This is a genomic window from Schaalia sp. ORNL0103, from assembly GCF_019429565.1.
GTDB lineage: Bacteria > Actinomycetota > Actinomycetes > Actinomycetales > Actinomycetaceae > Pauljensenia.
This window is the reverse complement of the sequence record NZ_JAHXSA010000001.1, coordinates 41,024-67,184: the sequence shown is the minus strand read 5'-3', so window position 1 is coordinate 67,184 and position 26,161 is coordinate 41,024. Positions and strand designations below refer to the sequence as shown.

The following is a 26,161-nucleotide window of genomic DNA, read 5'->3' as shown; positions in this document are numbered from 1 at the left end:
CGTGGTCGCACTCGGCACCAGCTGCAGGGCATCGTGTCCCGTCATGCAGGAGTGCTTCGCACCTGCCGCCTGCGCGGGCGCGGACGAAGGCGCGGCGCTCGTCCCAGTCAGGCGGGAGCCGCGATGCGCGATCGCTCGATGACCAAGCCATGACGCTTCATCCTCTCGGAGCTCGCCGGTCCGGCGGGTACGCGAAAGCCCCGGGCGGCAACCACCTCGGGGCTTGTTCGACACTTCTGCCGTTGGCACAGATGTTACAACTGCCCTGCGGCTCTGTCAATCAACCTTCACCTGGTTCGCGTGTCGTGTCGTGCAGCGTCGACGCGACGAGGCCGCAGCCGCCAACACATCCTCGACGGCAACCCATACGGAGCCGCCGACCTTGACCGACCGCACCCGGCCCGCAGCCGCCCACACCCGGACCGTTGACGCGGGGAGGCCCGGCACATGCTTCGGCACATCGCACTGTCGTTCCCACTCCTCCCCCGCCACGATCATGCCGAGGTCTCCTCGGCCTTGGCTGACATGCGTGCCACCAGGACCGACCAGGCGCGCAGTCGTTCCCAGTCCTGGGAGGACAGGACACGCCCGCAGGAGATGCGCGAGCAGGTTACCTGTTCTTGCCCGCCGACGACTCGGACGGGCGTGACCACGAGCGAGTAGGCGTTGCACGACGGGCAGGCGATGTCCTGCACGCGCCGCTCTGGTTCCTCGACTGCCCACCTCGCGCGTGCGCCGGCATCGAGCCGGGACAGGTCGGCAAGCATCTCGGGCGCCCACGGGGCGGCCGCGACACGGTCGAGCAGCGGGTCAATCCAGCGGACGAGCTCAGTCAGCGCCGAGGCAGATCGGATGCCGACCGGCTCTGCCTCCACGAGGTACGCCTCGCCCGTCTCCGAGTCGATCTTGCGACCAGGAGCAGACCACCACAGGCCGGACGGCCGAGGAGCCTCCACGCCGATATGCTCGCCTGCCTGAATACACCACGAGGCCAACGCCGCCGCGAGCTCGTCGGCAGCTGCCCGCTGCTGCGGATACAGCGAGGACGAGCCAGGCGGACGACCACCGCCAGACGATGAGACCGCCGAGGGCGCATCATCCCCACTCATCAGCTCGTCGACGAGCGCCGGCATCGTGCGCACGACAGCCTGCAGTCTCCCCCAGCACCGAGCGCACAAGACACCGACGTAAGCCGGACTCGGCGCGCACCCCCGGCACGAGTCATCCTGGCAGTCAGGAAGATGCTCACCAGGCGATGCACACCCAGACGAGCACACGCGGTTCAGCACGGCTCCTCCTCAAGGCAGAAACGACAGGGCACGTCGGCCCCATGGATCGGACACGTGGCCTCATCGTCCACCGGGGGACGACCTCGCCACTGGTACCAGGGCGACCCCCACTGTCCACCCACCTGTGGGCTAGGAGCATCCCCTGCCAGACCAGCAGATGAGGGGTTGGGCATGGACTGAGAACCTTCAGGGGAAGCGCCAAGATTTCTCACCTGACGTTTGCGCCGTGGCCTGCGCCTGCGGGGTGAGGCAGGTTCACCCTGCCCGGCCCCGCCAGTCTCCCAGCCAGACCCTTCCCTATCTAGTTCCCTGCCCTGCCCCTCCCTGCCCTGACACGCGCGTGCGCGCGTAGACACCCGCTTTGCTGCCGTCGCGGCAAGATTTTCCTGCGCTGCGGCTGCCGCTGCGGCAGGATTTGTTGCCGTCGCGGCTGCCGCTGCGGCTGCCGCAGGTGCCGTCGCAGGTCGGAGAGGGTTTGCGCGGCGCAAGCTGGGGGCGGGTTCGACCTGACCCGAGGCGTTAGCCTCGACGGGATCCTCGCCTCCCTCGCCTGCTGCCTGCCCCCAGTCGAGCGCGTGAGCGTCCGGGAGATCAACGTCCGTGCCGGCGGCGGGGCTGCTGGGATTCCAAGGGAGGGAGGATTCGACCTGACCCGAGGGCGTCCCCTCGACGGGATTCGCGTCCCTCCCGGCTTCGACCATGACAGCTCCGCCGCGACGCGGCGTGTCCTCGACCGTGTTCCGCTCAGCGCTCTTCGGAGGCGCTGACCAGTCCGCCTGCCCGGGCATCCACCCAGGGCGATGAAGCACCATGCCCGCCTCGGCAGGCGTGCGCTGCTGCTTCTGTTTGTTGCAGTCCGTGCATGCGATCACGATGTTGGCCGCGCCAATGTACTTGGTCGGCTCAACGTGGTCGTACTGCCACGTGCTGCGGTCCTTGCGCTGCACCTTCGTCCCGCAGTATCGGCACGGCGCAACCATGTTGCCGCCGCGCTCGACACCGCCGACGCGATCGCGCAGCCACACAGCATCTGTGATCTTCCTGTTTTTCAGCTCCGCACGCTTTCCCCTCGTGACTCGCACGTCTTCGCCACGGTCGTAGCGAAGGTCGAACCAGTCATGGAAGATGAACGACCCCTGCGGCGGCTGCACGCAGCGTTCGCACGAGTGTCCAGGCGCGTGCCACAGGCCCTCTTCGACGAGCATGCCCGCCAGCCGCGTCGCGACTTCAAGATTGAGTGTGTCCGAGACGAGCGTCTCGACCGCAATCACTCCATCAGTGAGCGCCTGCTGGCAGGCCGTTCCCGCGAGCGCCCACATGCCGAGTGCGGCGAGGCCGCTGAGGTCCCCGGTCATGGCGCGGCGGGCGAGGCGTTGAATCTTCGGGTTGCCCCGGAGCTCGTCTCCAAGTTGGAAGAACATGTGTGTCGCTTTCTAGTCTGAGCACCGGCATTCACCGGTGACGGGGTTGATTGCGCCGCCGCATGAGTCACACACGCGGGGCGTCCAGTCGTTGCAGGTCATCTGGTCACCTCCTCTTGGTCGTAGTCTTCGGGGAACAGGCTGCGGGGCCTGTAGTCGGGGTAGTTCCTGGTCATCCAAGCTCGCTCCGTGAAGGCGCGGCGTTGCTGCTCGGCCCGGACATAACAGGGGTGGCACAGCGCCCGGCCCGGGAGTATCGGAGCCTCGCATTTGGGGCAGCGCCGGGGGTTCTCGTCAAGCTCGGCGGGGTTGATTCCCCAGCCTGCGCGAGCGTGAGCGGTGGCCATCAGAACGGCGGCTCCCAGACGGGTTCCTGCTGGGGTTGGGGTGCCCAGGGGTCATCTTGGACGATCTGGCGGGGCGCGGGCTGCTGTGTTGCCTGCGGGGCCTGCTGCGGTGTCTGGGCGGGCTGGGGGGACGCAGGTGGAGGCGGGGGCGGGTATCCTGCCCCGCCGTCGGCTGCGGGGTGCCTGGTGACCTGTGCGCGGGCACGGCGTAGGGAGGGGCCGACCTCGTCGACCTGCATCTCGACGATTGTGCGTCGCTCGCCCTGCTGTGTTTCGTAGGAGCGTTGCGTGAGGCGGCCGAAGACGATGACGCGCATGCCCTTACGGAGGGACTCGGCGACGTTCTCAGCGACATCGCGCCACACGGAGCAGCGCATGAAGAGCGGGTCTCCGTCGCGCCACTCACCGGCGTTGCGGTCGTAGGTTCGCGGGGTTGAGGCCACCGTGAAGTCAGCGACGGCAGAGCCGGACTGTGTCCAGCGGAGTGTGGGGTCGGCGGTCAGGTTACCGACGAGGGTGACGAGTGTTTCGCCGCTCATTGGTCTTCCTCGTTTTCTTCGTAGGGCATGACGGTGAATCGGATCGAGCACATGGGGATGCCCATGCGCTTGCTGGTGTGACGGGGATCGAGGCGCATGTCCGGTCCCTGCAGGTGACGCGCATCGTCGTCCGGGAGCAGACCGGCGTCCACGAGGCCGTCCACGAGGGCCTTCAAGGTGGGCATGTAATTGTGGAGGTCGCGGCGGCGGCCGTCCGGGAACCGAACCCACGCGACAAGTCGTGCTCGCATGAAGGTCGGGCAGTGGGCCGCGCGGGCCATCACACGGGCCTGCATGCGCAGGGTCCGAATCCGCGGGGAGAGAGTGCGGCGGTCGGCTCGGCCGTTGAGCGAGAGCATGTCTGACTGGGGCAGATCGAATGGGCCGATCTCCCACAGCGGGGCTACAGTCGCGTCATTCATCGCGTTCATCTCCTGCCTGCGGGTAAAGGCCGTCGATGAGCTCGTCGACGACGGCCCCGATGGTCCTGCGGATGCTCATGCGCTCCTCGGGCGTCTGCGCATACTTCTCGGCAATCGCAGCGCCAGCATCGATCAGGTCGGACGCTGTTTTGATCGCATGCGCCTGAACCCTGGACAGCTCGCGCTCAAGGGCATGGACGTGATTCGCGCACTCGATCTTGATGAGGTCATCTTCAGTCATCGCCGAACCTCCTCACTGAGCGCGCATACATGTCGCGCGCGCACTCGACGAGGCCACGCCGCGACAGAGGCGATCCCTGGCCTTCACACAGCCACGCACTCCGGTCCTTGCCGTCCTCCGGGGCGATGCTCTCCGCGACGAGGACCCAAGACCCCACCACACAGTCCGGCCCGTGCTTTTCGGCAACCATGGCAGACACAGCGTCTTCGAGAGCACTGAACACAGTGTTGTCGTTGTTCACGAGTCCTCCCCACCTTCGTAGACTCGCAGCCCCGCTGGTAGGCCAGCGCTCCCCACGAGCACAGGCGGAAGCAACGCCTCCTCCAGGTACGGGATCGACGGCCCGTCGTACAGGAGCTCACCCGTCACAGGGGCCTGAAGCAGCACTGACCCGGCGGACCAGCCGAGGCACGCATCAGTGCCCCAGATGAACGAGGACCGCCCGTAGCCATCACCGACGCGGACCCGCAGAGGAATCTGCCAGGCCGCAGCCGACGCCGCGAACGTGCGGACGACCGCAGGGTCCATCTCCACGGCCGCATCCTGATAGAGGACTCCATGCGCTCCATCCAGCAGGAGACGCGCCGCGTCAACGCGGTCCTCATCCATCGGCTCCGCAGCCGGAGCAACACGCGCCATCTGAGGCCCATACAGGACGCCCGTCTCCTGGACAGTGACGCCCTCCCTCTCATCGAGGAGGAGGCTCACCCGCTCGACGGGAGACCCCGCGAGGAACGTCGCCAACGCCTCAACAGCAGAGCGACGCAGCCACATCGACTTCACACCATCGCTGTAGCTATCCCCGTCCAAAACGGTGAACCGCACCGCGATCGCGCGCTTACGATCAATCGCCGAGGCAAGCACCATCACGCAATCCTGTACAACGGCCAGGCGCAGCAGGCCCGCACCATCGTCCGGGGCATCCTCGGGAATCTTGCGCGCCACATGCGGCAGGGCCGCACGCAGCGCCCCCTCCAACGCAGCCCGAGCCACGACCACCAGCGTTGAATCCTCGACGCTCATCAGTACACCTCCCCAGCGCGCGGTCCCCAGGTGATGATTGCGGGGGCAGCCTCGACCTTCTCGCAGAACGCCTCCTCACCCTCACCGAGGGGGTATCCCCAGCGCTCTAAGGTGCGCAGGTACAGCTGAACGAGGCTGTCAAAGCGCTCACCGTTGCGGCTGCGCCAGTAATCACGGCCCATGCCACCCTCGAGGACACCGATACACCACGCGAGGCGCGCCTTAGCCGCCTGCGCGGCTGACATCGTGAGCCCGAAACTCAAGTCATCGAAGCCGATCAACGCGCGGCCCTTCGCCTGCGATGCGTCGGACACCTGGGCTTGGTTGTAGATGACGGGCATTTCCAGGAGCGCCGTGTCCTTCGGCAGAGGGCGCTTCAAGAGCACATCCTTAATCCAGGCGCGGCGCACTTCGCCTTCCTGAGCCGCCTGACGGTTCGCCTCGACGGTCGCTGCGCGATCGGCTTCCTGCGTTGTCCTCGCCCTGTCCTCACGGGTGAAATGCCCATGCGAGGCGTAGTCCAGGCACACAAAGCGCGTCTGCACATTCGTGTAGTCGCCCGAGCCGATCACCGAGACATACGCCACGTTGCCGGGGCAGTTGTCGTGCGGCTCAACCGAGTTGCCGTATTCGTCGACCAGGTTCCACAGAAACTGGTTGCTCTTCGGAAACCCGTCGTAGAATTCGTCCTCGCGGATGACCTTGACGCCCTGCTGGCGCAGCTCGAGGACCGCATCCTCATACACTCGACGGCGGCGTGCCTCGTCGCGGGCGCGCTCGAGGAAATGATCGATCTTGCCGGGGGCCTCGCGAATCTCCTCGACGACCATGCCCGCGATGTCCTCGGGGAGGTCAGCCTCAGCCTCAGCGATCTTCGCGAGATCATCGAGGCCGAGACTCGCCGACTCCCCAAGGTCCGCGACCTCCTGCGAAGCGTTAGCGACGCGGCGGGCCAACGTGGCCTCGCTGGCCTTCACGCCGCGCTTGCGCAGCTCGGAGGCCGGGAGACCCATCAGCACCAGCTGATTAATGGCGCGCGCACGATCAACAGTCGACGTGTGCGCATGCTCGTCATTCTCGGTGAGCTGCAAGCCGATGCGGTCCAGGTCGTTCGCCACGTCGACGATACGCACCGGCACCATCTCCAAGCCCGCCTCGATGGCCGCGCGGTGGCGGCGGTGCCCGTCGAGAACCACCAAGCCCGTCAGCGTCGGATACACGTCGATGTCCTTCAAGACACCGAGGCCGGCGATCGTCTCCACGAACTCGGGGCCGACACGCAAGTCAGCGCGGATGTTCGAACCGGCCTGCAGGAGCGTCGGGTCGATCAGCCACCGCTGGCCAGGCTGGACGGCCCCAATCGGGTCCGCCGCGACCTCAGCCGACAACACGCCAGTGCCCGTCGAGGCCACGGCCTCGGGTTCTTCGCGGCGCGGCTTCAGGCCGACCGCCTGCGCGACGGCCGCCAGGTCCGTCAGGTCGTAACGCGCGGGCGCGTTCGGCGTTGCCTCACGCACGACGCTAATCCAGTGCGCCTCACGCAGGCGATCAAGGGCACGACGCAGCGTCCGCGCAGACAGACCAGTCAGGCGAGCCAGCTCAGCCTGCGCGACCTCGACATGACCATCATCAGCAACGAGGCCGAGCATCGTCTCCGCGACAGTACGGGCCTGCACATCATCAGCGGCAATCGCGATAGCCTCAGTCATTTGTCTCACCCCTCTGACGGTCTTCCTGCATCTGCACAAGGCGACGACGCATCTCGCGGAACTCACGTGTGGTCGCGCGCCAGTCCCACCACAGGTACGCCGTCACCAGCGCCAGCAGCTCGAGGACAAAGATGCCCATCAACGTTTCACTCACTTCTCTGCCTCTTCCTTCTCTGGCTGTCCTGCCGCGAAAATCGTCGTGCCACAGTTCGGGCACTCGAACGTCGGTGCCGACGGCGACGGCGGCGCCCAATCCGGCTTCTCCACGACAGCCGCACGCACCTCGACAATCCGGCGCGCGTGCATCACGGACGGGCTCGGCGGCGACATCAGCAGCAGCCCCTGACGCTCAACCTCCTCTACGAACGCGGCGTTAGCCAGCCCCAGCAGGTGCGGCATCGGCAAGTTCGCGTCCTCGATAGGGAACTCAACGATCATCTCGACGGACCTCATGCCCGACGCTCCTTCCACGCGACGTAGACCAGGCGCTCGGCGAGCGCCGTCGGGGGCAGGATCGCGGCCGCAGCCACCACCCACCCATCAATAAGGGACCCGAGCCACCACGCCAGCACCAGCAGGGCCAGCGCCACGAACAGCCTCGCAACATTCATCGCGTTCACCGCTTTCCTCCCTGTGCCTCACGCGCACGCGAGCGCGCCAACGCAATCCGCTTCTGCGCGGCCGTCTGACGCTTGCGCAGCTTCATCACCGCATCGAGGCGCCGTAGCGCTTCTAACACCGGCGCACTCAACGCCACTGTCTCGGTCGTGTTAACCTGATTCATGACTGATAGTCCTTTCTTGGACTGCCCCGGCCGACCCCAATCGGCCGGGGCGCTTTTCTTTTCAACTGGGGACCGTGGGGCCGGGCGGAGACTCGCAACCCACCAACACTCAAACCCGGCCCCACGGAGCTAACCTCGCCGCACCCCACCCTCGGGACGCGCGAAAATCTTGTACCTCGACACCTGAACGGTGTGGCCTGCCGGGGTTATAGGACAAAACGTGTTGGTTTTGTAGTGACTTTTCGGCTTGTTAGTGCGGAAAAATCGGTATTGAAGTTGGTGAGAGCCAACTTGAAGGATGGACAAAACGTGTTGGTTTTGTAGCGACTTTTCGGCTTGCTGGTGCGGGAAAATCCACATTGAAGTTGGTTGTTTCATCGTGGGGGTATGAATACCCCGAAATGCCCGGCGTGCGGGCGCGTGATGACCAGGTATGGGCACTCAGCGTCAGGGGCGCAGCGATGGCGCTGCTCCCTGTGCAATATCAGCCAGGTCAGCCGCATTAATTCCACGGCGAAGCATCTTGATGAGTTCTTGGCCTGGCTGCTCAGTCGGCGCCGTCAGGCGGATTTACCTGGTGGGGGACGCTCGTTTCGCAGGCGCTGTGAGCCATTGTGGCAGTTATGGCCGTTTAGCCCGATCGTCGATGAGGTTCATGACGTCATCTTCGTTGACGGTATCCACCTGGGCCGAGGTGCCGTGGTTCTCATCGCCCAAACACCTGATCATGTGCTGGGTTGGTACGCGGCTAGGAGCGAGAATTCCCGTGCCTGGGAAGCGCTCATGAGCCGGATCGCGCCACCGGCCCTGGTTGTCACTGACGGGGGCAGTGGGTTCGCGAAAGCCTGCAAGAGAATCTGGCCGACCACGCGCATCCAACGCTGCACCTTCCACGCGTATTGCCGTATTCGCCAAGCCACTACAACGCGCCCCAAACTGGCGGCCTCACAAGGTTTATACGCTCTTGGGCAACAACTCTTGCACGTGGAGGGCCGAGAAGAAGCTCAGGAATGGATCGGTGCCTACCAGGGGTGGTGCACGCGCTGGAAGGACTTCTTGGAGGAGAAAACACGCAGGCCTGACGGAGGATGGGAATACACCCACGACAGGCTTGTACGGGCTCGTAACAGTCTCAACAAGCTCATCAGGCAAGGCCTGTTGTTCACGTACCTGGACCCCACCTGGGACCACCCGATGCCTGCAACAACCAACCAGATCGAAAGCACGAACGCGCGCCTACGCCAGATGCTGCGCGATCACCGTGGCATGCGCCTAACCCGACGCATGAAAGCCGTGTTTTGGTGGTGCTACACCCACTCTGCGCACCCACAGCCAGCAGCCCGCATCCTCGCCACCATGCCCACCGACGCAGACCTCGAAAACGCCTGGCAACAAGCCGCGCAAAACCACCAAGCCACCGCCATCATCCCCGGCTGGGGCGACGCAATTTGCTGGAACGAACTCCACCACACCACCCCCTACCACAACACCTGGGACTAACCCCTCAACCAACACGTTTTGTCCTATAACCCGCCTGCCGGGGTATGAGCACTGGCCCCCGGCAGGCCACGGTCTCCCCCAGCACCGCAGGAGTAAGCGGAGGAAGATGCTGAGGAAGACGAACCATCCGCACCACGGATGGCCCCCTCCTCGGTAAGGTGGGTAACACCCGCCAGGCCGCACGAAGCAGTGCGGCACCCACACCTCACCGAGGAGGAAGACTTGGAAACAGCAGCAAACGTCGTCATGGCGGTGTGCGCCATCCTGACGCTCATCGGAGCCGCCGTTTCATGGGTCCGATCGAACGTCTCGAAGCAGGCCAAAGCCGCCGCAGAACGCGCGCGAGACGAAGCACAACGCACAGTCGAAGCCGCTGAACAGACCGCCGCAGGCGTACAACGCCTCGCCGACACCCTCGCCGAAGCCAACGCAGCGCCTCCATGGGAGGTGAAGTGGGAGAAAGGCGACATGTACGCTCTGGTCAACACCGGGAACGCGACGCTAACCGACGTTGAGGTCGACATCGACACTGACAACGAGATTTTCACGCCTCCACCGGCAGGCCCGATCGATGCCAAGTCATCGGCCCTGTTCATGTACTCGAGACACCACGGGAGCGAGATGAATGTCTGCATCGTCGTCACCTGGACTCAGCCTGACGGCACTCGGCACACGTGGAGACACCCGATTCCCCGGAAGCGTGGACTCTGAGCCCGTTCTCGACGTAGCTGCAGTATTTCTCTGCTACAACGCAGGACATCCTCATCAAGCTGTGCTGTAGCTGAGAGATTGGAACGTCGTCGCCCAGCATGACTTGAAGCGTCGGGTAACCCAGCGCCTCAACCGCCCTGTTCAAATCTTCGGCGACCGAAAGGAGAATAGACTCCGCCATCTCGCCCCTGTCAGCTGGCACGATCACGCGCGAAACGCCGATTGCCTTTTGCAGCGCAGACGCTGCTTCGAGGAGACGACTCTCCGCGTACACCTCATGGTCACGGTCCACAGGCAAAACCTTGCAGGGCTGCGCATCCTCACGGATGTTCGACTGATGAGTGTTCGCGACGTCGGCGGCCGAGGCCACGCGGGCAGCAGCGCCGCCCACCGCCGAGCGTTCACGGCTCTCGAAAGTACTGAGGAACATCTCTGCTTCGTACAGGTCCGTGCAGGCCTTGATGACAGCCTGACAGGCCTCCTCGACAGCCTCGCGGGCCTTTTCTTCTCTGCGCATCATGCTGCATCACCGCCGACCACGGCCTCCTCCACAGCGGGGTGGACGCAAATGCACATGCGGGTCCGTACCATGCGCGCAACGCCCGTTTGAGGGCGTTTGAGTTCGCATGAAAGGAGGTGACAGGCATGGCGAAAGGCGGAAAGAGCGGAGGCGGCAAGTCCTCCAAGGGCACTTACCGAAGCGCCGTGACCGGACGATACGTCACGGCCACTTACGGCAAGGGCCACCCGAACACGACCATCAAGGAATCCGGCAAGTGATCCGCTAATCGTGTTCTCCCGGTGGGCGGGTGCCCCGGCACACGGGCGCCCGCCCACCAAGCTTTCATTCATCCTCATGAGAGTTCTCCATGTTCTGACGCATCCATGCGTCCAAATCTGCGATCGAGTAACGGACCAACTGCCCGCGCTTCGCGTACCGGGGACCGTCCCCAGCCCGGCGCAGCGCGTACAACGTGGACTCAGACACCTGCAAGTAGTCCGCCGCCCCCTTCGGGGTTACCCACCCCGGGGTCACGAGGACTCACCCCCCAGCTCCGCCGCGACGCTGCGCATCACGCTGCATCGCCACCGTCGATAGAGCCGTGGAAGGCGTGGAGGATGACGGTGCCCGTGCGCTCATCCTGGATCGCGTAATCCTCGGGAGCGGACGGCGCGGCCGCGAGCGCGGAGCGTCGCTGGGTGGCGTCGCGCTCGTCAGCTGCGATCTGCTCGATGTATGCGCGGTCGAACAGGAAGGCTCCTGTGCGGCCGGGCAGCTTGATCGCCGGAGCAATCGCCCCTGCAGCAAGTCGGCTGGCAAGCGTTGTGCGCGGGACACCGAGAATCTCAGCGGCTTCGCGAGTACCTATGAGTGCAGGCTGTGCGCCCGTGTCTGAACTGTGCATATTCACAGTTTGGCTCACATCTCATTATTCGTCAAGTTTTATCATTGACTTGCCGTGCGGTAGATACAGTCGTTAAACTTATCGACATGAGCACTCAAACACTTGCACCCCGGATCCCCAAATTCGACCTGAATGACCGGCTGAGGAAGGCGCGCGAGACCGCAGACCTTGATCAGGCACAGCTAGCTGAGCTAATTGGCGTCTCGCGAAACTCAGTGTCCGCCGCCGAACGCGGGGCATCCAAGCCCCGCAAACCCGTCCTCATCGCCTGGGCTTTCGCCACCCGCGTGCCATTTGAGTGGCTCACGACGGGGCAGATAAACGAAAACCCCGACCCTGATGGGCCGGGGGGAGAGCTCCTGCGGTTGGATTCGAACCAACAACCGTCCGATTAACAGTCGGATGCTCTGCCGTTGAGCTACGCAGGATTGCGACAAGAGAAGATAGTAGCAGAGACCATTCGGAACTGGCAAGCCAGATACGGGCCTCCAGCTATGCTGCGTGTCACTGCCATCCGACTTCCCTGCCTGGGGCGTTCACTCCCACGTGGGATTTTGGATATCCAGCCCCTGCCGCCTCGCGACGCACTCGATCGCGTCGGCGAGCCACTGCGCAAAGCCAACCTGCTGCGAATCGTAGTGCTCGCGGAATCGCTCGTCGTCGATGTAGCCTCGAGACATGATGTAGTGCTTGGCGGGCGTGACCGGAAAGAACTCGCTGAGTACTTCCCTATGCTCCTCGACAAGGCCGACGGCCCTCTCACTGTCAGGGGCGACACCATCGCGAATTGCGTTGATCATCCTGCGTTCGATGTCGTGGAATCGCTCAGAGTTCTGACGCCATTCTGCAGCGCGCCACGCGGCTGTACGCCTGCGCGATTCACGCCAGTCATCGGTATCTCCGTAGCGCTCTTCGGCCTCGTTCTGGTGAGCCGCAAAGTCGGCGTCTCCCAGAATCTTCCCGACCTCTTCAAGGGTGAGTTCGTTGTCATTCATTGCATCCTCCAACAGTGTATCCAGTGCTTCGATCATTGCGTCTGTTTCGCGACGCTGAGCAAGAAGGCTCTCTCTTTGCCTCTTGAGGTGTTCGATCTCAGAGTCTCCACAGTCGAGGAGAGCCTTGATATCCATCAGCTTCATCCCCGTCGCCCGGTAGATGACAATCCTCTGGACACGCACGCAGTCCTCGCGCGAATAGAGCCGGTAGTTCGACCAGCTCCGCACGGCGGGAGCGAGAAGGCCCTGCGCCTCCCAGTGGTGCAAAGTACGCACCGTCAGCGAGAATCGCTCAGCGACCTCTCCGACCGTGTAGAGAGTGGTGTCGTTACTCATGACAATGATTCTGACCCCTGACGCCGCGTCATGGTCAAGCGGAAGAACACGCGCGCGTCATATTCACGCGGAAGGACGTATCTGTGTCGCGGCCGCATGGAAGAAAATGCCAGTGTCACAGTGGGATTGAAACCACCTCAACGGCCCGGTCACGTAGAAGAACACCCCAGCGCCCTGTCGCGACAACATTCGCCCAGCACGAGGCGCATCCGGCCCCTTGCGTGACAAAGTTCGCCCTGCTCCAGAAAAACTGCCCGATTGTGGCCGAAATGCGCACGCAGGGCGACTTTTGTACCGTTCGCGGCACTCACAAGCCAAGCAAGGTAGGCGTTATCCAACCAATTCGCACGTGGACCCTCTAATCCGCACGTTAACCCGCTAATACGAGCCTGGGCAGCCCCGCCCACACTCCAAATAGCGGGTTTACGCGCGAAACAACGGGTTACTACTCGCAATAGCGGGTTTACGTGCGAGCACGAACACCACGTCAGCCACTGTTGCGCCCAAAACGCAGACCACTTCGCCCGTAACAGCCCATTTTCAGCGTTTTTCACCGAGGTGGTCTGCGATCTGGGCGTTACATCAGCGTCAGATGCGGCTTCAGCACCAACATGTGGGGGAGTTACACGACACGTGGCTCCGATACGCTGACAACACGCCACCAGGGGGCTTCATGTCGTGCAAACCCCCACTGCCACACACCAAGCAAGCGACCAGGCCGGTACGCACCACCGAACTGGATAGGAAACAGCAATCTGGATAGGTTATTGCGTTCTGGATAGGTTAATGAGCTATCCAGAAGCGCCGTTCCTATCCAGAACAGAGCTTCCTATCCAGAATACGCACACCACAGGAAGGTCCGGAGGACCCGGCCGCAGGGCCGGTGGGCGAACGACGTTACAAACGTCGTCAAACTGGCGCATTTTGAAACGGCCTTCAACGGGCCCTGTTACAAACGTCGTCAATCTGCGCCCAAAAACCACTATTTTCAACGAAAAAGCCGCCGGATTGACGACGTTTATAACAACGGATCCGAAATCCACTCGAAAAACGCCTTGGATTGACGACGTTTGTAACAACACGCAGAAGATCGGCCAGAAATCGCAGCGCGCGAGACCCCTGCGATACCCACGGGCGGCACCACAGCTGCCAGGCACCACTGGTGTGGAGGGCACCGGAGGGACCGGAGGGTACGGCTGCGGCGTCCGTGGGCGGCGGCGGGTCCTGGCCGGGCTATTCACAGCGACACGGCACCACTGGTGTGGAGGGCGCCGGAGGGACCGGAGGGCCTGGCTGCGGTGCCCGTGGGCGGTGGCGGGGCCTGGCCGGGCATCGAGACGACGCACCGAACCAGAAAACAGCGACCAGGCACCACTGGTGTGGAGGGCGCCGGAGGGATCTGCCGCGGTGCCGGTGGGCGGTGGCGGGGCCTGGCCGGATCGCGAGACAACGCGCCAAGCCAGACCTCAGTACACCAGGCCCCACTGGTGTGGAGGGCGCCGAAGGGTCCGGAGGACCTGGCCGCGGTGCCCGTGGGCGGTGGCGGGGCATGGCCGGGCTTCGAGACGACGCGCCGATCAGCGCCCCAGCCCCACAGGTGTGGAGGGCGCCGGAGGGCCTGGCTGCGGCGCCCGTGGGCGGTGGCGGGGCCTGGCCGGGCTTCGAGATCGACCACTCCGAGCCGCAGGCTCGCGTGTGGCGATCTCGCGGGCGGGCCGCCGCCCACGGCGCAGCACGGCCTAACAAAGCACACGAGGCGCCCGAAACACCCGTGGCGCCCAACAACGACTATGACTCGTCCGACTCGCTGCGCGGCTCACGCAGGGACAGGCCGCGGTAGCGGTTGATGGCGGCACCCACGTCGATGAGGCGCGGACGTGCCAGGAACGCCGGGTAGGAGCGGGCGCCGAACTTGCAGACGGCGTCCAGGCCTTCGGAGGCGAGGCGCCGTCCGAGCTTGGCCATGAGCTCAGGCATGGACTGCTTGCCGGCCATCTCCTCGAGGACGCCGCGCACGCACCAGGCGATGGCCTCGGCCTGCCCGGGGTCGACGACTGCGGCAACATCGGAAATGTCGACGGTCGAACGGTCGATCGTCAGCACGGAAGTGCCCGAGGCCTTGGTGCGCGGGCGGTCCACGCGGGCCTTTGCGGCGGGCACGCGGGGCGCCGCCTCCCAGCTGGTGGGGGCGTCGGTGCGGGGGCGCGGCAGGTCCGCCACGACCTCGCGTGCGCGGGAGGTGACGTCGAGGCAGCGGTAGTTGTCCATCATGAGGACCCGGTCGGCGGCGTCGAGGAACGCGCCGGAGCCGCCGACGACCATGATGAGGGAGACGCCGGCCTCGGTGAGGGAGGTGACGCGGTCGACGAGGGGCGTGATGGGTTCCTTCTCGGCGGCGACGAGGTCGCGCATGCGCGTGTCGCGGATGAGGAGGTTGGTCGCGGAGGTGTCTTCGTCGATGAGGAGGGTGCGCGCGCCCAGCTCGAGGGATTCGATGATGGAGGCGGCCTGCGAGGTGGAGCCGGACGCGTTCTCGGTGGAGAAGGACGTGGTGTCGGCGCCGCCGGGCAGGTGGGTGATGAACGGCGAAATGTCGACGCCGGTGACGGCTCGCCCGTCGGCGGCGCGCACCTTTGTGGCGGTGGGGTCGGTGGCGACGAGCTCGCGGCCGTCGCCGGGGATGTGCGCGTACACGCCCTGGGCGATGGCCTCGAGGAGCGTGGACTTGCCGTGGTAGCCGCCGCCCACGATGAGGGTCAGGCCCTGGGGGATCGCCATGCCGGACACCTCGCCGGTGTGCGGCAGGGTGACGGTGGCGCGCAGGGTTTCGGGGGCGCTGAAAGCGACGACGCCGTCACCGGTCAGGGGCGCCTCGGAGACGCCGGATCGGCGTGCCAACAGGGCCTCGTCGGCGACGAAGGACACCCAGCCGCGTTCCTCGAGGATCCCCTGGAGGGCGCGGTAGTCCTCGTAGGCGGCGACGTGGCCGAGGAGCCGGGAGCGCTTGCGGGTGGTGTCCGGGTCCTCGGAGACGAAGTCGAAGCAGTCCATGACGATGTTGGGCACGTCCACGTCGAAGAGGCGGGCGGCGCTCTTGCCGAGGATCGTGCGTCCGCGCGCGGGGAGCTTGACCTGGAAGCGGACTTCGACGCGGTCGGGTAGGACGGTCGCGTAGGATCGCTGGAGGATGAGGGCGCCGGCGCGGGCAATGGACACGTCGCGGGTGCCGCGGGCGCGGATGGCCTCGTCGAAGGAGCGGGCGATAAAGTCCGCGGCAGCCAGGCGCGCGTCGGACGAGGCCAGGGCGGCCTCGGGCAGTCCCATGGCCTCGGGCGTCGACCAGGCGCGCAGGGACGAGGGCGGGGCGTAGGGATCGGCCTGCACGTGATCGATCGCGAGGGTGAAGTCCCCGTAATCCCAGGCACCGAGGGCGTTCTTGTAGAAGCGGTAGGGGCGTCCGTCCGCGTGTCGCAGCTGGTCGAGGAGGTCTGCGTCGGTTCCGGCGATGGCGCGCGAGGGTGCTTCGTATCGGGGAGTCATACCCTCAAGAATACAGGCGGAGCCTGCGGAAACGGCATCACCGTTCCTACAGGCTCCGGAGTGTGAGGAGTCGGCGCTGTCGCGCGACTCTCACAGTGGCGTCAGTCAAGGATGCTGACAATGATCGCGAGGAGAAGGATGGCGGACTGGATGCCCACAATAATCATCGACACAATCTTCGCGGGCTTCGTCATGCTGAGAACGGTAGCCGGCGCACCCTGATTCCGGGCGCTGGAGTCGGTGACGATAGCCCAGATCATCGCGGGGATCGACATCAGGATCCAGAGGAAGAACCAGCTCACGATGGACAGGACCATCGCGATGATCGCCTGCGTGCGCATGCTGTCGAACTGCGTCGAGACCGGCGGGGTGTACATCGGCTGGCCGTAGACGGGTTGACCATACGCCGGCTGCTGGCCATACGCTGGCTGCTGACCGTAGGCGGGCTGCTGACCGTAGGTCGGCTGCTGGCCGTAGGGGGCCTGCGAGTTCGAAGAATCGGGGGAGTAAGGGTTGACGGGATCGCTCACGGGGAACTCCACTTTCATATGTTGCTGGATACATCGTTTATCGTAGCAGCGGTCGTCAACCACTATGCGTTGGGGCCCGGGGAAACTCGCCATTTCCACGGGCCCCACACGTAACGATGCGTCAGCTGTTGGCGGCCGCAGTCGCGCCGACGATCACCATCAAGATGATGAAGAACAAGAAAACCGCAACGACGAGCGCGATCTGGATGATCGAGCAGATCTTCGCAGCCGAGCGCGCGCTCTCCACATCCGCCATCACGTCCATCGGGGCGCCCAGGATCTTGGCTTCCTCGACCAGCTTGTTGGTCCAGAACCACATGCCACCGGCAAGCAGGAGGTGGCCGACCAGGAGACTCACGAAGGAGAGCATGCGGGCCGTCGACGCGTTCGAACGGATCCTCTCAATCTCGGGGTTGAGGGCGTAAACGGGCTGGCCGTAGGCCGGCTGGGCCTGACCGTAGGCCTGCTGCTGACCGTAAGCCTGCTGGGGCTGTTCCTGGCCGGCGGCGGGGTAGGCGTTCACGGGATCGCTCATGAGTTACTCCGAATGGCTTGTGTCGATCGGATACGGCTGTCATCGTAGCCGACGCGAGAGTAGAAAAATAAACAAAACGGCCTTTAGTTACCGCGAACACAGTGGCTGCCACTGGATCGCTAACGCATGTTCTCCGAGACAATCAGCAAGATGATCAGGCTCACCTGCAGGAGGAGCATGCCGAACGCAATGCCACACGCAATGTTCACCTTCCGCGTCACGTCGGACGGAGCGTCGATCTCCCGGGCGTGTGTACACAGGCACTGCGCCCGAACCGCGTTAGCGAGCAGCAGGATGACCGGCGTCGTGAAGAACCACACGAAGGACATGACGAAGAAGACGGTGGCGCTGGACTTGAGGCGGGAGAAGGCCAGCTGCAGGAGCTGATCCTGGGCCGGTTGCGCGGGCTGGCTCGCGTACGCGGCCTGCTGATTCACGCCGTACTGCGGGGTGGCGGCCTGCTGCGCGGCGGGCGCGACGTTTACGGGCGCACCCACCGGGGGCGCAAACTGGGCAGGGCGGGGGCCTGAGGTGCGGCGGGAGCGTTCGACCACGACGAGGCGGGAGCACCCGCCTGGGGCGCGACGGGGCCGTCGGCTTGCTGCGGCCAGCCCAACCCGGACTGCATGGCCATCGAGGGAATCTGTTCGTTACTCATACACGCAACCAATCACTTCGATGATTCCGAGAGCCAGACAAGGAGGAAGGGCGCGGCGATCAGAAGGCCAAACAGCACGATCCCGACAATTCCGCAGATGAGAGCCGTCGTTCGCGCACCGCGCACGTCCCTCAGCACGTCCTCGGGGGCTCCCAGGCTCTCGGCCTCGCTGAGGAGGCTCATACTCCAGAACCACGCACCGAACGACAGGAGCGGCCCCACCGTCACAAAGCTAACGAAAGACATGATGCGCACCATGGACGCGTTCGAACGCACGCGCTCGACGGCGGGGTTCAGGGCGTACACGACCTGGCCGTACATCGGCTGCCCGTAGGAAGCACCCGCGCCGTACGAGGTCTGGGCGCCGTACGCGGGCTGGGTGCCGTAAGCGGGCTGCTGCACTGGGGGGGCCTGTCCGTAAGCGGGCTGAGTGCCGTACGAGGCCTGGGTGCCGTACGCTGGCTGGCTGCCGTAGGGGGTCGCGCCGCCCGAGCCGTAGGGATTGGAAGGGTCGCTCATCAATAGCTCCGGTCAGAATGTGGGATCTTATCCTCCCACATCATACGAGCAACCTCTGCAACACGGAAGTTCCGCCTCATTGTCCCTTCTCACCACTCACTACAACTCGACGCAGCCCGCCCCAACCTCACGCCGGCGCTCCCGGCCCACCCCGGCCTCGTCCCACATAAAAAGGTGCGGGGGCCGGTTTCCCGACCCCCGCACCACCCGACAAACGGGCGTCACGTCACAGCATGCAGGACACGCAGCCCTCGACCTCCGTGCCCTCCAGGGCCATCTGGCGCAGGCGCATGTAGTACAGGGTCTTAATGCCCTTCTTCCACGCGTAGATGTAGGACTTGTTCAGGTCACGCGTCGTCACCGTGTCCGGGTAGAACAGCGTGAGCGACAGACCCTGATCCACGTGCTGGGTGGCCACCGCGTAGGTGTCGATGATCTTCTCCGGGCCGATCTCGTACGCGTCCTGGTAGTACTCCAGGTTCTCGTTCGACATGTAGGGCGCCGGGTAGTAGACGCGGCCGATCTTGCCTTCCTTGCGGATCTCCACGCGGGACACGATCGGGTGGATCGACGACGTCGAGTTGTTGATGTACGAGATGGAACCCGTCGGAGGCACGGCCTGCAGGTTCTGGTTGTACATGCCGTACTTGGCGACGTCGGCCGCCAGGGCCTCCCAGTCCGCCTGGGTCGGGACCTTGATCGAGGAGGCTGCGAGCAGCTCGCGGCACTTGTCCGTGGTGGGGGCCCACTCCTCGTCAATGTACTTGCGGAAGAACTCGCCCGACGCGTACTTCGACTCCTCGAAGCCCTCGAAGGTCTCGCCGCGCTCGCGCGCGATCTTGCACGAGGCCTTGATGGCCTCGAACAGGACCGTCATGAAGTACATGTTCGTGAAGTCCAGGGCCTCCTCGGAACCGTAGTGCACGTGCTCGCGCGCCAGGTAACCGTGCAGGTTCATCTGGCCCAGGCCGATCGCGTGGCTCATCGCGTTGCCGCGGGCGATCGACGGCACCGAGCCGATGTCCGACAGGTCCGAGACGGCCGTCAAGCCGCGGATCGCCATCTCGATCGTCTTGGAGAAGTCCGGGGAATCCATGGTCTTCGCAATGTTGAGCGAGCCCAGGTTGCAGGAGATGTCCTTGCCGACGTGGTCGTAGGACAGGTCGTCGTTGTAGGTCGAGGCCTCGGACACCTGCAGGATCTCCGAGCACAGGTTCGACATGGTGATGCGGCCCTTGATCGGGTTCGCCTTGTTCACCGTGTCCTCGAAGACGATGTAGGGGTAGCCGGACTCGAACTGGATCTCCGCGATCGTCTGGAAGAAGCGACGCGCGTTGATCTTGCGCTTGTGAATACGGCCGTCGTCCACCATCTCGTGGTACTTCTCCGTCACCGAAATCTCGGAGAAGGGCACGCCGTACACGCGCTCCACGTCGTAGGGGCTGAACAGGTACATGTCCTCGTTCTTGCGGGCCAGCTCGAACGTGATGTCCGGGATGACGACGCCCAGGGACAGCGTCTTGATGCGGATCTTCTCATCCGCGTTCTCACGCTTGGTGTCCAGGAACTGCATGATGTCCGGGTGGTGTGCGTGCAGGTACACAGCGCCCGCGCCCTGACGCGCACCCAGCTGGTTCGCGTAGGAGAAGGAGTCCTCGAGCAGCTTCATGACGGGCACGACGCCGCTGGACTGGTTCTGAATCTTCTTAATCGGAGCGCCCGACTCGCGCAGGTTCGTCAGCTGCAGGGCGACACCGCCGCCGCGCTTGGACAGCTGTAGCGCGGAGTTGATGCCGCGCGCGATCGACTCCATGTTGTCCTCGATGCGCAGCAGGAAGCAGGAGACCAGCTCGCCGCGCGCCGCCTTGCCGGCGTTGAGGAAGGTCGGGGTGGCGGGCTGGAAGCGGCCCGTCATGATCTCATCGACGAAGCTGCGAGCCAGCTCGATATCGCCGCGCGCCAGGTACAGGGACACCATGGCGACACGGTCCTCGAAACGCTCCAGGTAGCGCTTACCGTCGAAGGTCTTGAGCGTGTACGACGTGTAGTACTTGAACGCGCCCAGGAACGTCGGGAAGCGGAACTTGTGGGCGTAGGCCTGCTTGTACAGCTCCTTGATGTCTGCGAACTCGTACTGGTCCAGGACGTGCTTCTCGTAGTAGCCCTCGTCCACCAGATACTTCAGCTTCTCTTCCAGGTCGTGGAAGAACACCGTGTTCTGGTTGACGTGCTGGAGGAAGTACTGGCGAGCCGCCGCACGGTCCGCGTCGAACTGGATGCGTCCGTTCGCGTCGTACAGGTTAAGCTGCGCATTCAGCGCGTGGTAGTCCAGCTCCGGGGAGGGAGCTTCCTCTACGCCTGTGTCGGTGTAGTTTTCTGCCAAAACTGTTCCAGTCCTTCGCGAACTCTGGAGACGTCCTCGGGCGTACCGAGGAGCTCGAACTTATACATGTGGGGGACCCCCAGCTTGGCCGCGATGATGTCGCCCGCGATGCAGTAGGCCTTGCCGAAGTTGGTGTTTCCCGACGAGATGACGCCCCTGCACAGGACTCGATTGTCGGGGTCATTGAGGAACCTGATGACCTGCTTGGGCACCGCTCCCTTGATATTTCCACCGCCGTAGGTGGGCACGATGAGCACGTACTCGTCGGTCACGCGCAGGGGTTCATCCTTGGGAAGCAACGGGATTCGCGCCGCCGGGAGGCCGAGTTTTTCGACAAAACGGCGGGTGTTGCCCGTCGCCGACGAAAAGTAGACGACGCTGCCCATGATGATCCTTCCTGCTTGGCGGGATGCTGAACCTCTAGTGTCTCACCCCCGAGGCCCGGGCGGCGGGTCCTCACGGCCAGTTGGCTGCTCATTTCCCCGCATCGATGATGCGTTTCACTCCTCGCCGATGCGAGCGCGTGCATGCCGTTTCCGCGTGAGTGAGCCCCGGCCTCGTTCCCGCCCAGATACGCGAAAGTCCCAGCCTCGCGACCGGGACTTGTCGGCGCGACTCAGGCCTGCAGCGCCAGGGGGGCAGCTGCGGCGGCGACAGCCTTGATGCGGTCGGGGCGGAAGCCGGACCAGTGATCCTCGCCGGCCACGACGACGGGCGCCTGCTGGTAGCCGAGGCCCTTAATGAAGGCGAGGGATTCCGCGTCCTGGGTGACGTCGATCTTCTCGTAGGAGACGCCCTGCTTGTCGAGGGCGCGGTAGGTCGCGTCGCACTGGGGGCAGCGGGGCTTGGAGTAGACTGTGATCGACATGTTCGTGTCTCCTTGCGGCTCAAGGCCGGACGTTGGCATCCTGCGTTGTCTTTCTGGCGGCTCGTTCGCCGCGAACACCACAACACTACACCTCGTGGCCACCCACGCAAGCGACCCCTAGATGTTGTGTGCGCCGCCCCTACTGTGGACGAGGCGGGAGGGGTCTGTGGATGGAGCGAGCGGTCAGGATCTCGGAGGCACCTTTGCGGTTTGTCGCCCCCTCAACACAGGTGGGCGAAGATGCGCGCAAACATTGGGGTTTGCAACTAACCCACGGGCATATCTAGGGGCTTCCAACACCCTCACACACACCTGTGCACCCTGTGGACAAGCACATCATCACCCTGTGTATAACCACCTGCCAACCACCTGAAAGATGTCGAGCATCACACTCTTTGGTGGATACCTTGGGCGTGTCGTACCCGAACATCTAGGGGTCGTTGGTGACTAAGTGCCCCTAGATATAGGGGTGAGTGGCATTTTCTGCGAAATGGCCGGAATCATGCGGAAAGGCGGTCGAGGGGCGCCTGAACGAGGCACCCACTGGCGATCTATACGGGCGGTGTGCCCTAGATCTAGGGGCCTGTACGAGCCCTACATATAGGGTGCGCATCTGGGCGCGCCGCAGACCGAGGAACATATCGGCAGCAAGAGGCCCTAGATGCAGGATCCGGTACAAAACTCGCCCAGCACAGGCCCTCCATCGGCACATCCGGTACAAAACTCGCCCAGCACACCATAAAACGCCAATTTTGGGCACTTTTTCGCCTGCAGGGCGAATATAGTCACGCTCGCAGCTCAACCAAGCGGAGCAGGGCGAACTTTTTCGCGCGCAGGCAGCTGTGACGTGGCGACGATGCAGGTCAAGTCCTGTGGAGTGGTGTAATCGTTTTGTGTCCTTCGGGTTGGGTTATGCGCTGAGTTGGAGTGGGGTGTCCTCCTGTTGGGTGGGTTGTGGTGTGAGTCGTGATTTGGTGAGGATGTCGAGGCTGAGGTAGCGTCGGCCTTCGGCCCATTCGTCGTTTTGTTCGGCGAGGACGGCTCCGACGAGGCGGATGATTGCGTGGCGGTTGGGGAAGATTCCCACGGTGTCGGTGCGTCGGCGGATTTCGCGGTTGAGGCGTTCATTGGGGTTGTTGGACCAGATCTGGGTCCATACCCCGGTGGGGAAGGAGGCGAACGCGAGGACGTCTGCCCTGGCTTGATCGAGGTGATCACACACGGCGGGGAGCTTGTCGTGGACGTAGTCCAAGAGCCGGTCGTATTGTGCGTTGACCGATGCGGCGTCGGGTTGGTCGTACACCGAGTGCAGCATCGCTTTGACGGCGGGCCATAGTGCTTTGGGGGTGACCGACATGAGATTAGCGGCGTAGTGGGTGCGGCATCGTTGCCAGGTGGCTCCGGGCAGGTTGGCGGCGATGGCTTCAACCAGGCCCAGATGGGCGTCACTGGTCACCAGGCGCACGCCGGTCAGGCCCCGGGCGACCAGGTCAGAGAAGAACTCGTTCCAGGCTGGAGCGGTCTCACTGGTAGATACGCGTACCCCCAGCACTTCTCGGTGTCCGTCATTGTTGACTCCGGTGGCAACCAGGACCGCGCACGAGACGACGCGTCCTCCTTCGCGCACTTTCATGGTGAGCGCGTCAGCGGCGACGAAGGTGAAAGGCCCGGCATCGTGGAGGGGGCGGTTGCGGAACTGATCGACGTGTTCGTCTAGGTCTGTTGCCATGCGTGAGACCTGGGACTTGGACAGTCCTGTGATCCCCAGGGTTTTGACGAGCTTGTCCATACGGCGTGTAGACACTCCTGCTAGGTAGCAGTCAGCGACCACTGTGATCAAGGCGCTTTCGGAGCGTTTGCGCCGTTGCAGCAACCATTCTGGAAAGTAGGTGCCTGAGCGCAGCTTGGGGATCGCCACGTCAATGGTGCCGACCCTGGTGTCCAAGGGCCGGTGGCGATACCCATTGCGCTGGGCCTGGCGCTGCGGATCTTGTTGACCCCACTGGGCCCCGCACACCGCATCAGCGTCCGCTGATAACAACGCGTTGATCACGTGCTGGAGCAAGGAACGCATCAAATCCGGGGATGCCTGGGACAACGCCTCGCCAAGCATGCCAGCAGGGTCGATAATATGAGGAGCGGTCATCGTTGTGCCTCCAAATCGTTTCGAGTCAGAAGTAGAGAGCTTTCTCGAAGGATCACACGGTGACCGCACCCATATCAAACGAGCCGACCACCACACGGTTACACCACTATGCGGGACGCTACTACGATGCAACCAATGACACCTCCGCAACCACTGATGCAGGTCAGCATGAAACCCCCATCACCACTGCACGCCCTTGAATAGCAACTGTTGAAACCACCATCACCACTGCAACCAAAATACGCACCAAAATCGACCGATTCTCACCCGCAAAGGCGACACCGGTTTCAGACGACCACACCGCCTGACCTGCAGGGCATGGCCGCGGTACCCGCGGGTCCTGGCCGCGGTGCCGGTGGGCGGCGGCGGGGCCTGGCCGGGCTACTCCAAGCGACACAGCACCACTGGTGTGGAGGGCGCCGGAGGGACCGGAGGGCGCAAGAGGTCCAGGCTGCGGCGGCGAGGCCTGGCCGGGCTTCGAGCCGACGCACCGAGCAACATCAGCAACCAAGCGCCGCCGGCGTGGAGGGCGCCGGAGGGACCGGAGGGCACGGGCGGGCTTCGAGGCGCGGCGCCGAACGAAGTGAGGCCCTAGCCTCGCGGGCGGCCGGGCCCTCCGGCGCCCGGAACGCCAGCGGCGCTACAAGCAGCACCGCTAGAACACGCGCAGAAGGAAATCCCTACAGCCCCAGGAACGCCTTGATCGCGGGCATTTCGCGCACGGCCTGCACCAGGCCGGCACGGTAGGTCGCTTCCAGGCGTTCGCGCCTCGACTCGGTGTTGTTGATCCACAGGTTGTCGGGGGCGAACACGTAGGCCTGGCCTCGTTCCTCGAGGTCGAAGAGGAGGCGGCGTCCCGCGTTGTAGCGGTCGGGGCGGCGAGCCACGCCCTCAAACACGGACGGGAACTGGCGGTAGGCGGTGCGCAGGAGGGCGCCGACGCTGGCGGGCATGGGGCCCTTGACGTAGTCGCGGGGGCGAGTGAGGACAACGAGGAGCTTGCGGTAGCCCTCGCGCAGGGGCTGGTCGAAGGGCAGGCCGCCGTTGGGGCCGAGCGCACCATCGACATAGGTGTCGCCGTCGATCTCGACGGGAGGCATGAGGATCGGCAGCGTGGAGGAGGCGCGGATGATGGGTCCGAGCGTGTCCAGGGTGCTCATTTCCTCCTTGGAGAACCAGCGGACCTCACCGCGCGACGCGTTGAAGGTCGCGACGCGCGTGGTCGCCGGGTTCGCCAGGAACGCGTCCATGTTGAAGGGCAGGGCGCCGTCGGGGTAGCAGATCTGCTGGTAGATGTACTCGGCGTTGAAGTAGCCGTGGCCCTTGCGGAAGTGCTTGAGTCCGCCGAATTCGGGATCCTCGACGATGTCGACGAAGGTGTCGTGAGAGCGCTGAGCGTCGCGGGAGGTGAAGTTGCACAGGTGGCTGGACCCCGCAGAAACCCCGGAGATATGGGGGAAGTTGATGCCTTCGGCGATGAGTCGGCTCACGAGCGCAGCCGTGTAGGCGTTGCGCATGCCGCCACCTTCGAAGACGAGGGCGGTGTCGTCGATGGTGACCATCGTGGCGATGGATTCTTCGGGGGTCGGGTAGTGCTCTGGCGTTTCCTTCACGTTTCGACCCTACCGCCGTGCCTCGAACCTACGCGCGCGTATGCCCGGTGAAGACCACGTAGTGGTAAAAGAAGAAGCGGAACGCTGTACCCAGGGCGAAGCCGATGACGTAGACGGCGATGTTGTCGGCCAGCGCCGACGTGTACCCCAGGATGTGGTGGGTGAACAGCAGGCAGAACTGGGAGATGCCGATACCGCAGGCGTTGGCAAAGAAGAAGAGGAAGGCCTCGCGCGTGGCGTTGTCCCGCGTGCGGCCGCGGTAGGTCCACAGGCGGTTGGCGATCCACGAGTACAGGGTCGCGGTCGCGGCGGCGATGAATTGCGCGGTGTTGGGGTGTCCGGCGAGGAAGCCGAGCGGCCCGTGCTGGAGCAGGTTGAACAGTCCGGCGTCGACGATGTAGGCGGTGGCTCCGACCATGCCGAATTGGATAAATTCGCGCACCCAGGCGAGGAGTCGCTGCGTCAGGCTCAGGGACGAGGCCGGGGCCGGTCCCCCGTCAACCTGTCCTCGGGTCTGGGGCTGGGTAGGGGGCGCGGACGGGTCCGCGAGCGCCGCGGGTTCGAGCGTGGCAGCGGATCCGCGCGAGGAAGCTTGTTCGTCGTTCACCCCCATAGTCTCGCACGGTTACGCCACTGTTTCGTGGAT

33 protein-coding genes and 1 tRNA gene are annotated in these 26,161 nt (G+C 64.3%); 4 read left to right on the top strand and 30 right to left on the bottom strand.

All coding sequences use genetic code 11. The features are described 5' to 3' along the window. Window positions 1-276: 276 nt before the first annotated feature. The 13 genes from JJJ16_RS00365 to JJJ16_RS00305 form a co-directional block, all read right to left on the bottom strand. Complete coding sequence (locus JJJ16_RS00365) at window positions 277-498, bottom strand: hypothetical protein (RefSeq protein ID WP_219750929.1); 222 nt, start codon at window positions 496-498, stop codon at window positions 277-279. Continuing rightward, entirely contained in the window at window positions 495-1,142 is a 648-nt protein-coding gene (locus tag JJJ16_RS00360; protein WP_219750928.1) for a hypothetical protein, read from the bottom strand. The genes JJJ16_RS00365 and JJJ16_RS00360 overlap by 4 nt, the downstream gene beginning before the upstream one ends. 140 nt (window positions 1,143-1,282) lie before the next feature. After that, window positions 1,283-2,710 carry an HNH endonuclease gene (locus JJJ16_RS00355; protein ID WP_219750927.1) on the bottom strand — a complete coding sequence of 476 codons (1,428 nt, stop codon included), beginning with the start codon at window positions 2,708-2,710 and terminating at the stop codon, window positions 1,283-1,285. Window positions 2,711-3,056: 346 nt separating this feature from the next. After that, entirely contained in the window at window positions 3,057-3,596 is a 540-nt protein-coding gene (locus JJJ16_RS00350) for a single-stranded DNA-binding protein (protein ID WP_219750926.1), read from the bottom strand. Then, window positions 3,593-4,018: a hypothetical protein gene (locus JJJ16_RS00345; RefSeq protein ID WP_219750925.1), complete on the bottom strand. Its 426-nt coding sequence runs from the start codon at window positions 4,016-4,018 to the stop codon at window positions 3,593-3,595. Before JJJ16_RS00345 ends, JJJ16_RS00350 begins: the two co-directional genes overlap by 4 nt. Further along, window positions 4,011-4,259 (bottom strand): hypothetical protein, encoded by a 249-nt coding sequence (locus tag JJJ16_RS00340; RefSeq protein ID WP_219750924.1) that lies wholly within the window; start codon window positions 4,257-4,259, stop codon window positions 4,011-4,013. Before JJJ16_RS00340 ends, JJJ16_RS00345 begins: the two co-directional genes overlap by 8 nt. Continuing rightward, entirely contained in the window at window positions 4,252-4,500 is a 249-nt protein-coding gene (locus JJJ16_RS00335) for a hypothetical protein (protein ID WP_219750923.1), read from the bottom strand. The genes JJJ16_RS00340 and JJJ16_RS00335 overlap by 8 nt, the downstream gene beginning before the upstream one ends. Beyond that, a complete protein-coding gene (locus tag JJJ16_RS00330) occupies window positions 4,497-5,282 on the bottom strand; it encodes a hypothetical protein (RefSeq protein WP_219750922.1) in 786 nt (261 codons plus the stop codon). The genes JJJ16_RS00335 and JJJ16_RS00330 overlap by 4 nt, the downstream gene beginning before the upstream one ends. Continuing rightward, the gene (locus JJJ16_RS00325) at window positions 5,282-6,991 is read right to left on the bottom strand and encodes a ParB N-terminal domain-containing protein (RefSeq protein ID WP_219750921.1); all 1,710 of its coding nucleotides are present in this window, start codon (window positions 6,989-6,991) and stop codon (window positions 5,282-5,284) included. The genes JJJ16_RS00330 and JJJ16_RS00325 overlap by 1 nt, the downstream gene beginning before the upstream one ends. Then, on the bottom strand, window positions 6,984-7,145 hold the full coding sequence (locus JJJ16_RS00320) for a hypothetical protein (RefSeq protein ID WP_219750920.1): 162 nt from the start codon (window positions 7,143-7,145) through the stop codon (window positions 6,984-6,986). The genes JJJ16_RS00325 and JJJ16_RS00320 overlap by 8 nt, the downstream gene beginning before the upstream one ends. After that, complete coding sequence (locus JJJ16_RS00315; protein ID WP_219750919.1) at window positions 7,142-7,444, bottom strand: hypothetical protein; 303 nt, start codon at window positions 7,442-7,444, stop codon at window positions 7,142-7,144. The genes JJJ16_RS00320 and JJJ16_RS00315 overlap by 4 nt, the downstream gene beginning before the upstream one ends. Then, complete coding sequence (locus JJJ16_RS00310) at window positions 7,441-7,611, bottom strand: hypothetical protein (RefSeq protein ID WP_219750918.1); 171 nt, start codon at window positions 7,609-7,611, stop codon at window positions 7,441-7,443. The genes JJJ16_RS00315 and JJJ16_RS00310 overlap by 4 nt, the downstream gene beginning before the upstream one ends. Next, window positions 7,608-7,775: a hypothetical protein gene (locus JJJ16_RS00305; protein ID WP_176748692.1), complete on the bottom strand. Its 168-nt coding sequence runs from the start codon at window positions 7,773-7,775 to the stop codon at window positions 7,608-7,610. The genes JJJ16_RS00310 and JJJ16_RS00305 overlap by 4 nt, the downstream gene beginning before the upstream one ends. A gap of 387 nt (window positions 7,776-8,162) precedes the next feature. On the opposite strand from JJJ16_RS00305, the gene JJJ16_RS00300 reads away from it, so the two are divergent. Together JJJ16_RS00300 and JJJ16_RS00295 are read left to right on the top strand one after the other, a co-directional pair. Further along, entirely contained in the window at window positions 8,163-9,275 is a 1,113-nt protein-coding gene (locus JJJ16_RS00300) for an IS1249 family transposase (protein ID WP_219750917.1), read from the top strand. 222 nt (window positions 9,276-9,497) lie between these two features. Then, window positions 9,498-9,986, top strand: coding sequence for a hypothetical protein (locus JJJ16_RS00295; RefSeq protein ID WP_219750916.1), 489 nt, complete (start codon window positions 9,498-9,500; stop codon window positions 9,984-9,986). On the opposite strand, the gene JJJ16_RS00290 is transcribed toward JJJ16_RS00295, so the two are convergent. After that, window positions 9,916-10,506, bottom strand: coding sequence for a hypothetical protein (locus tag JJJ16_RS00290; RefSeq protein ID WP_219750915.1), 591 nt, complete (start codon window positions 10,504-10,506; stop codon window positions 9,916-9,918). The two genes, JJJ16_RS00295 and JJJ16_RS00290, sit on opposite strands and share 71 nt — an antisense overlap. 125 nt (window positions 10,507-10,631) lie before the next feature. On the opposite strand from JJJ16_RS00290, the gene JJJ16_RS10225 reads away from it, so the two are divergent. Next, window positions 10,632-10,766: a hypothetical protein gene (locus JJJ16_RS10225; protein WP_264081507.1), complete on the top strand. Its 135-nt coding sequence runs from the start codon at window positions 10,632-10,634 to the stop codon at window positions 10,764-10,766. A gap of 64 nt (window positions 10,767-10,830) precedes the next feature. On the opposite strand, the gene JJJ16_RS10270 is transcribed toward JJJ16_RS10225, so the two are convergent. Continuing rightward, window positions 10,831-11,022, bottom strand: a complete 192-nt coding sequence (locus JJJ16_RS10270; protein ID WP_413243676.1) for a helix-turn-helix domain-containing protein — start codon at window positions 11,020-11,022, stop codon at window positions 10,831-10,833. 37 nt (window positions 11,023-11,059) lie between these two features. Beyond that, entirely contained in the window at window positions 11,060-11,392 is a 333-nt protein-coding gene (locus JJJ16_RS00280; RefSeq protein WP_219750913.1) for a helix-turn-helix transcriptional regulator, read from the bottom strand. A gap of 86 nt (window positions 11,393-11,478) precedes the next feature. Between JJJ16_RS00280 and JJJ16_RS10265 the strand changes: the two genes are divergently transcribed. Then, window positions 11,479-11,787: a helix-turn-helix domain-containing protein gene (locus JJJ16_RS10265; protein WP_219751925.1), complete on the top strand. Its 309-nt coding sequence runs from the start codon at window positions 11,479-11,481 to the stop codon at window positions 11,785-11,787. Here JJJ16_RS10265 and JJJ16_RS00270 read toward each other — a convergent pair. The 14 genes from JJJ16_RS00270 to JJJ16_RS00205 form a co-directional block, all read right to left on the bottom strand. After that, window positions 11,749-11,820 (bottom strand) — tRNA-Asn (locus JJJ16_RS00270). The two genes, JJJ16_RS10265 and JJJ16_RS00270, sit on opposite strands and share 39 nt — an antisense overlap. A gap of 108 nt (window positions 11,821-11,928) precedes the next feature. Further along, on the bottom strand, window positions 11,929-12,723 hold the full coding sequence (locus JJJ16_RS00265; RefSeq protein WP_219750912.1) for a MerR family transcriptional regulator: 795 nt from the start codon (window positions 12,721-12,723) through the stop codon (window positions 11,929-11,931). A 1,788-nt stretch (window positions 12,724-14,511) separates the two neighbouring features. Beyond that, a complete protein-coding gene (locus JJJ16_RS00260) occupies window positions 14,512-16,263 on the bottom strand; it encodes an ABC-ATPase domain-containing protein (RefSeq protein ID WP_219750911.1) in 1,752 nt (583 codons plus the stop codon). Between the two features lie 101 nt (window positions 16,264-16,364). Beyond that, window positions 16,365-16,793, bottom strand: coding sequence for a hypothetical protein (locus tag JJJ16_RS00255; RefSeq protein WP_219750910.1), 429 nt, complete (start codon window positions 16,791-16,793; stop codon window positions 16,365-16,367). A 121-nt stretch (window positions 16,794-16,914) separates the two neighbouring features. Continuing rightward, the gene (locus JJJ16_RS00250; RefSeq protein WP_219750909.1) at window positions 16,915-17,328 is read right to left on the bottom strand and encodes a hypothetical protein; all 414 of its coding nucleotides are present in this window, start codon (window positions 17,326-17,328) and stop codon (window positions 16,915-16,917) included. Window positions 17,329-17,447: 119 nt separating this feature from the next. Then, on the bottom strand, window positions 17,448-17,825 hold the full coding sequence (locus JJJ16_RS00245; RefSeq protein WP_219750908.1) for a hypothetical protein: 378 nt from the start codon (window positions 17,823-17,825) through the stop codon (window positions 17,448-17,450). Beyond that, window positions 17,810-17,986, bottom strand: a complete 177-nt coding sequence (locus tag JJJ16_RS00240; protein ID WP_219750907.1) for a hypothetical protein — start codon at window positions 17,984-17,986, stop codon at window positions 17,810-17,812. The genes JJJ16_RS00245 and JJJ16_RS00240 overlap by 16 nt, the downstream gene beginning before the upstream one ends. A gap of 12 nt (window positions 17,987-17,998) precedes the next feature. Further along, the gene (locus tag JJJ16_RS00235; RefSeq protein WP_219750906.1) at window positions 17,999-18,505 is read right to left on the bottom strand and encodes a hypothetical protein; all 507 of its coding nucleotides are present in this window, start codon (window positions 18,503-18,505) and stop codon (window positions 17,999-18,001) included. Window positions 18,506-18,731: 226 nt separating this feature from the next. Beyond that, complete coding sequence (gene nrdE, locus JJJ16_RS00230; protein WP_219750905.1) at window positions 18,732-20,888, bottom strand: class 1b ribonucleoside-diphosphate reductase subunit alpha; 2,157 nt, start codon at window positions 20,886-20,888, stop codon at window positions 18,732-18,734. After that, complete coding sequence (nrdI, locus tag JJJ16_RS00225; RefSeq protein ID WP_003796905.1) at window positions 20,858-21,274, bottom strand: class Ib ribonucleoside-diphosphate reductase assembly flavoprotein NrdI; 417 nt, start codon at window positions 21,272-21,274, stop codon at window positions 20,858-20,860. Before nrdI ends, nrdE begins: the two co-directional genes overlap by 31 nt. A 230-nt stretch (window positions 21,275-21,504) precedes the next feature. Continuing rightward, entirely contained in the window at window positions 21,505-21,756 is a 252-nt protein-coding gene (gene nrdH / locus JJJ16_RS00220; protein WP_016460788.1) for a glutaredoxin-like protein NrdH, read from the bottom strand. Between the two features lie 910 nt (window positions 21,757-22,666). Beyond that, on the bottom strand, window positions 22,667-23,902 hold the full coding sequence (locus JJJ16_RS00215; RefSeq protein WP_219750904.1) for an IS256 family transposase: 1,236 nt from the start codon (window positions 23,900-23,902) through the stop codon (window positions 22,667-22,669). A gap of 680 nt (window positions 23,903-24,582) precedes the next feature. Continuing rightward, window positions 24,583-25,515: a patatin family protein gene (locus JJJ16_RS00210; RefSeq protein WP_219750903.1), complete on the bottom strand. Its 933-nt coding sequence runs from the start codon at window positions 25,513-25,515 to the stop codon at window positions 24,583-24,585. A gap of 28 nt (window positions 25,516-25,543) precedes the next feature. Then, the gene (locus tag JJJ16_RS00205) at window positions 25,544-26,122 is read right to left on the bottom strand and encodes a GtrA family protein (RefSeq protein ID WP_219750902.1); all 579 of its coding nucleotides are present in this window, start codon (window positions 26,120-26,122) and stop codon (window positions 25,544-25,546) included. Window positions 26,123-26,161 lie beyond the last annotated feature (39 nt).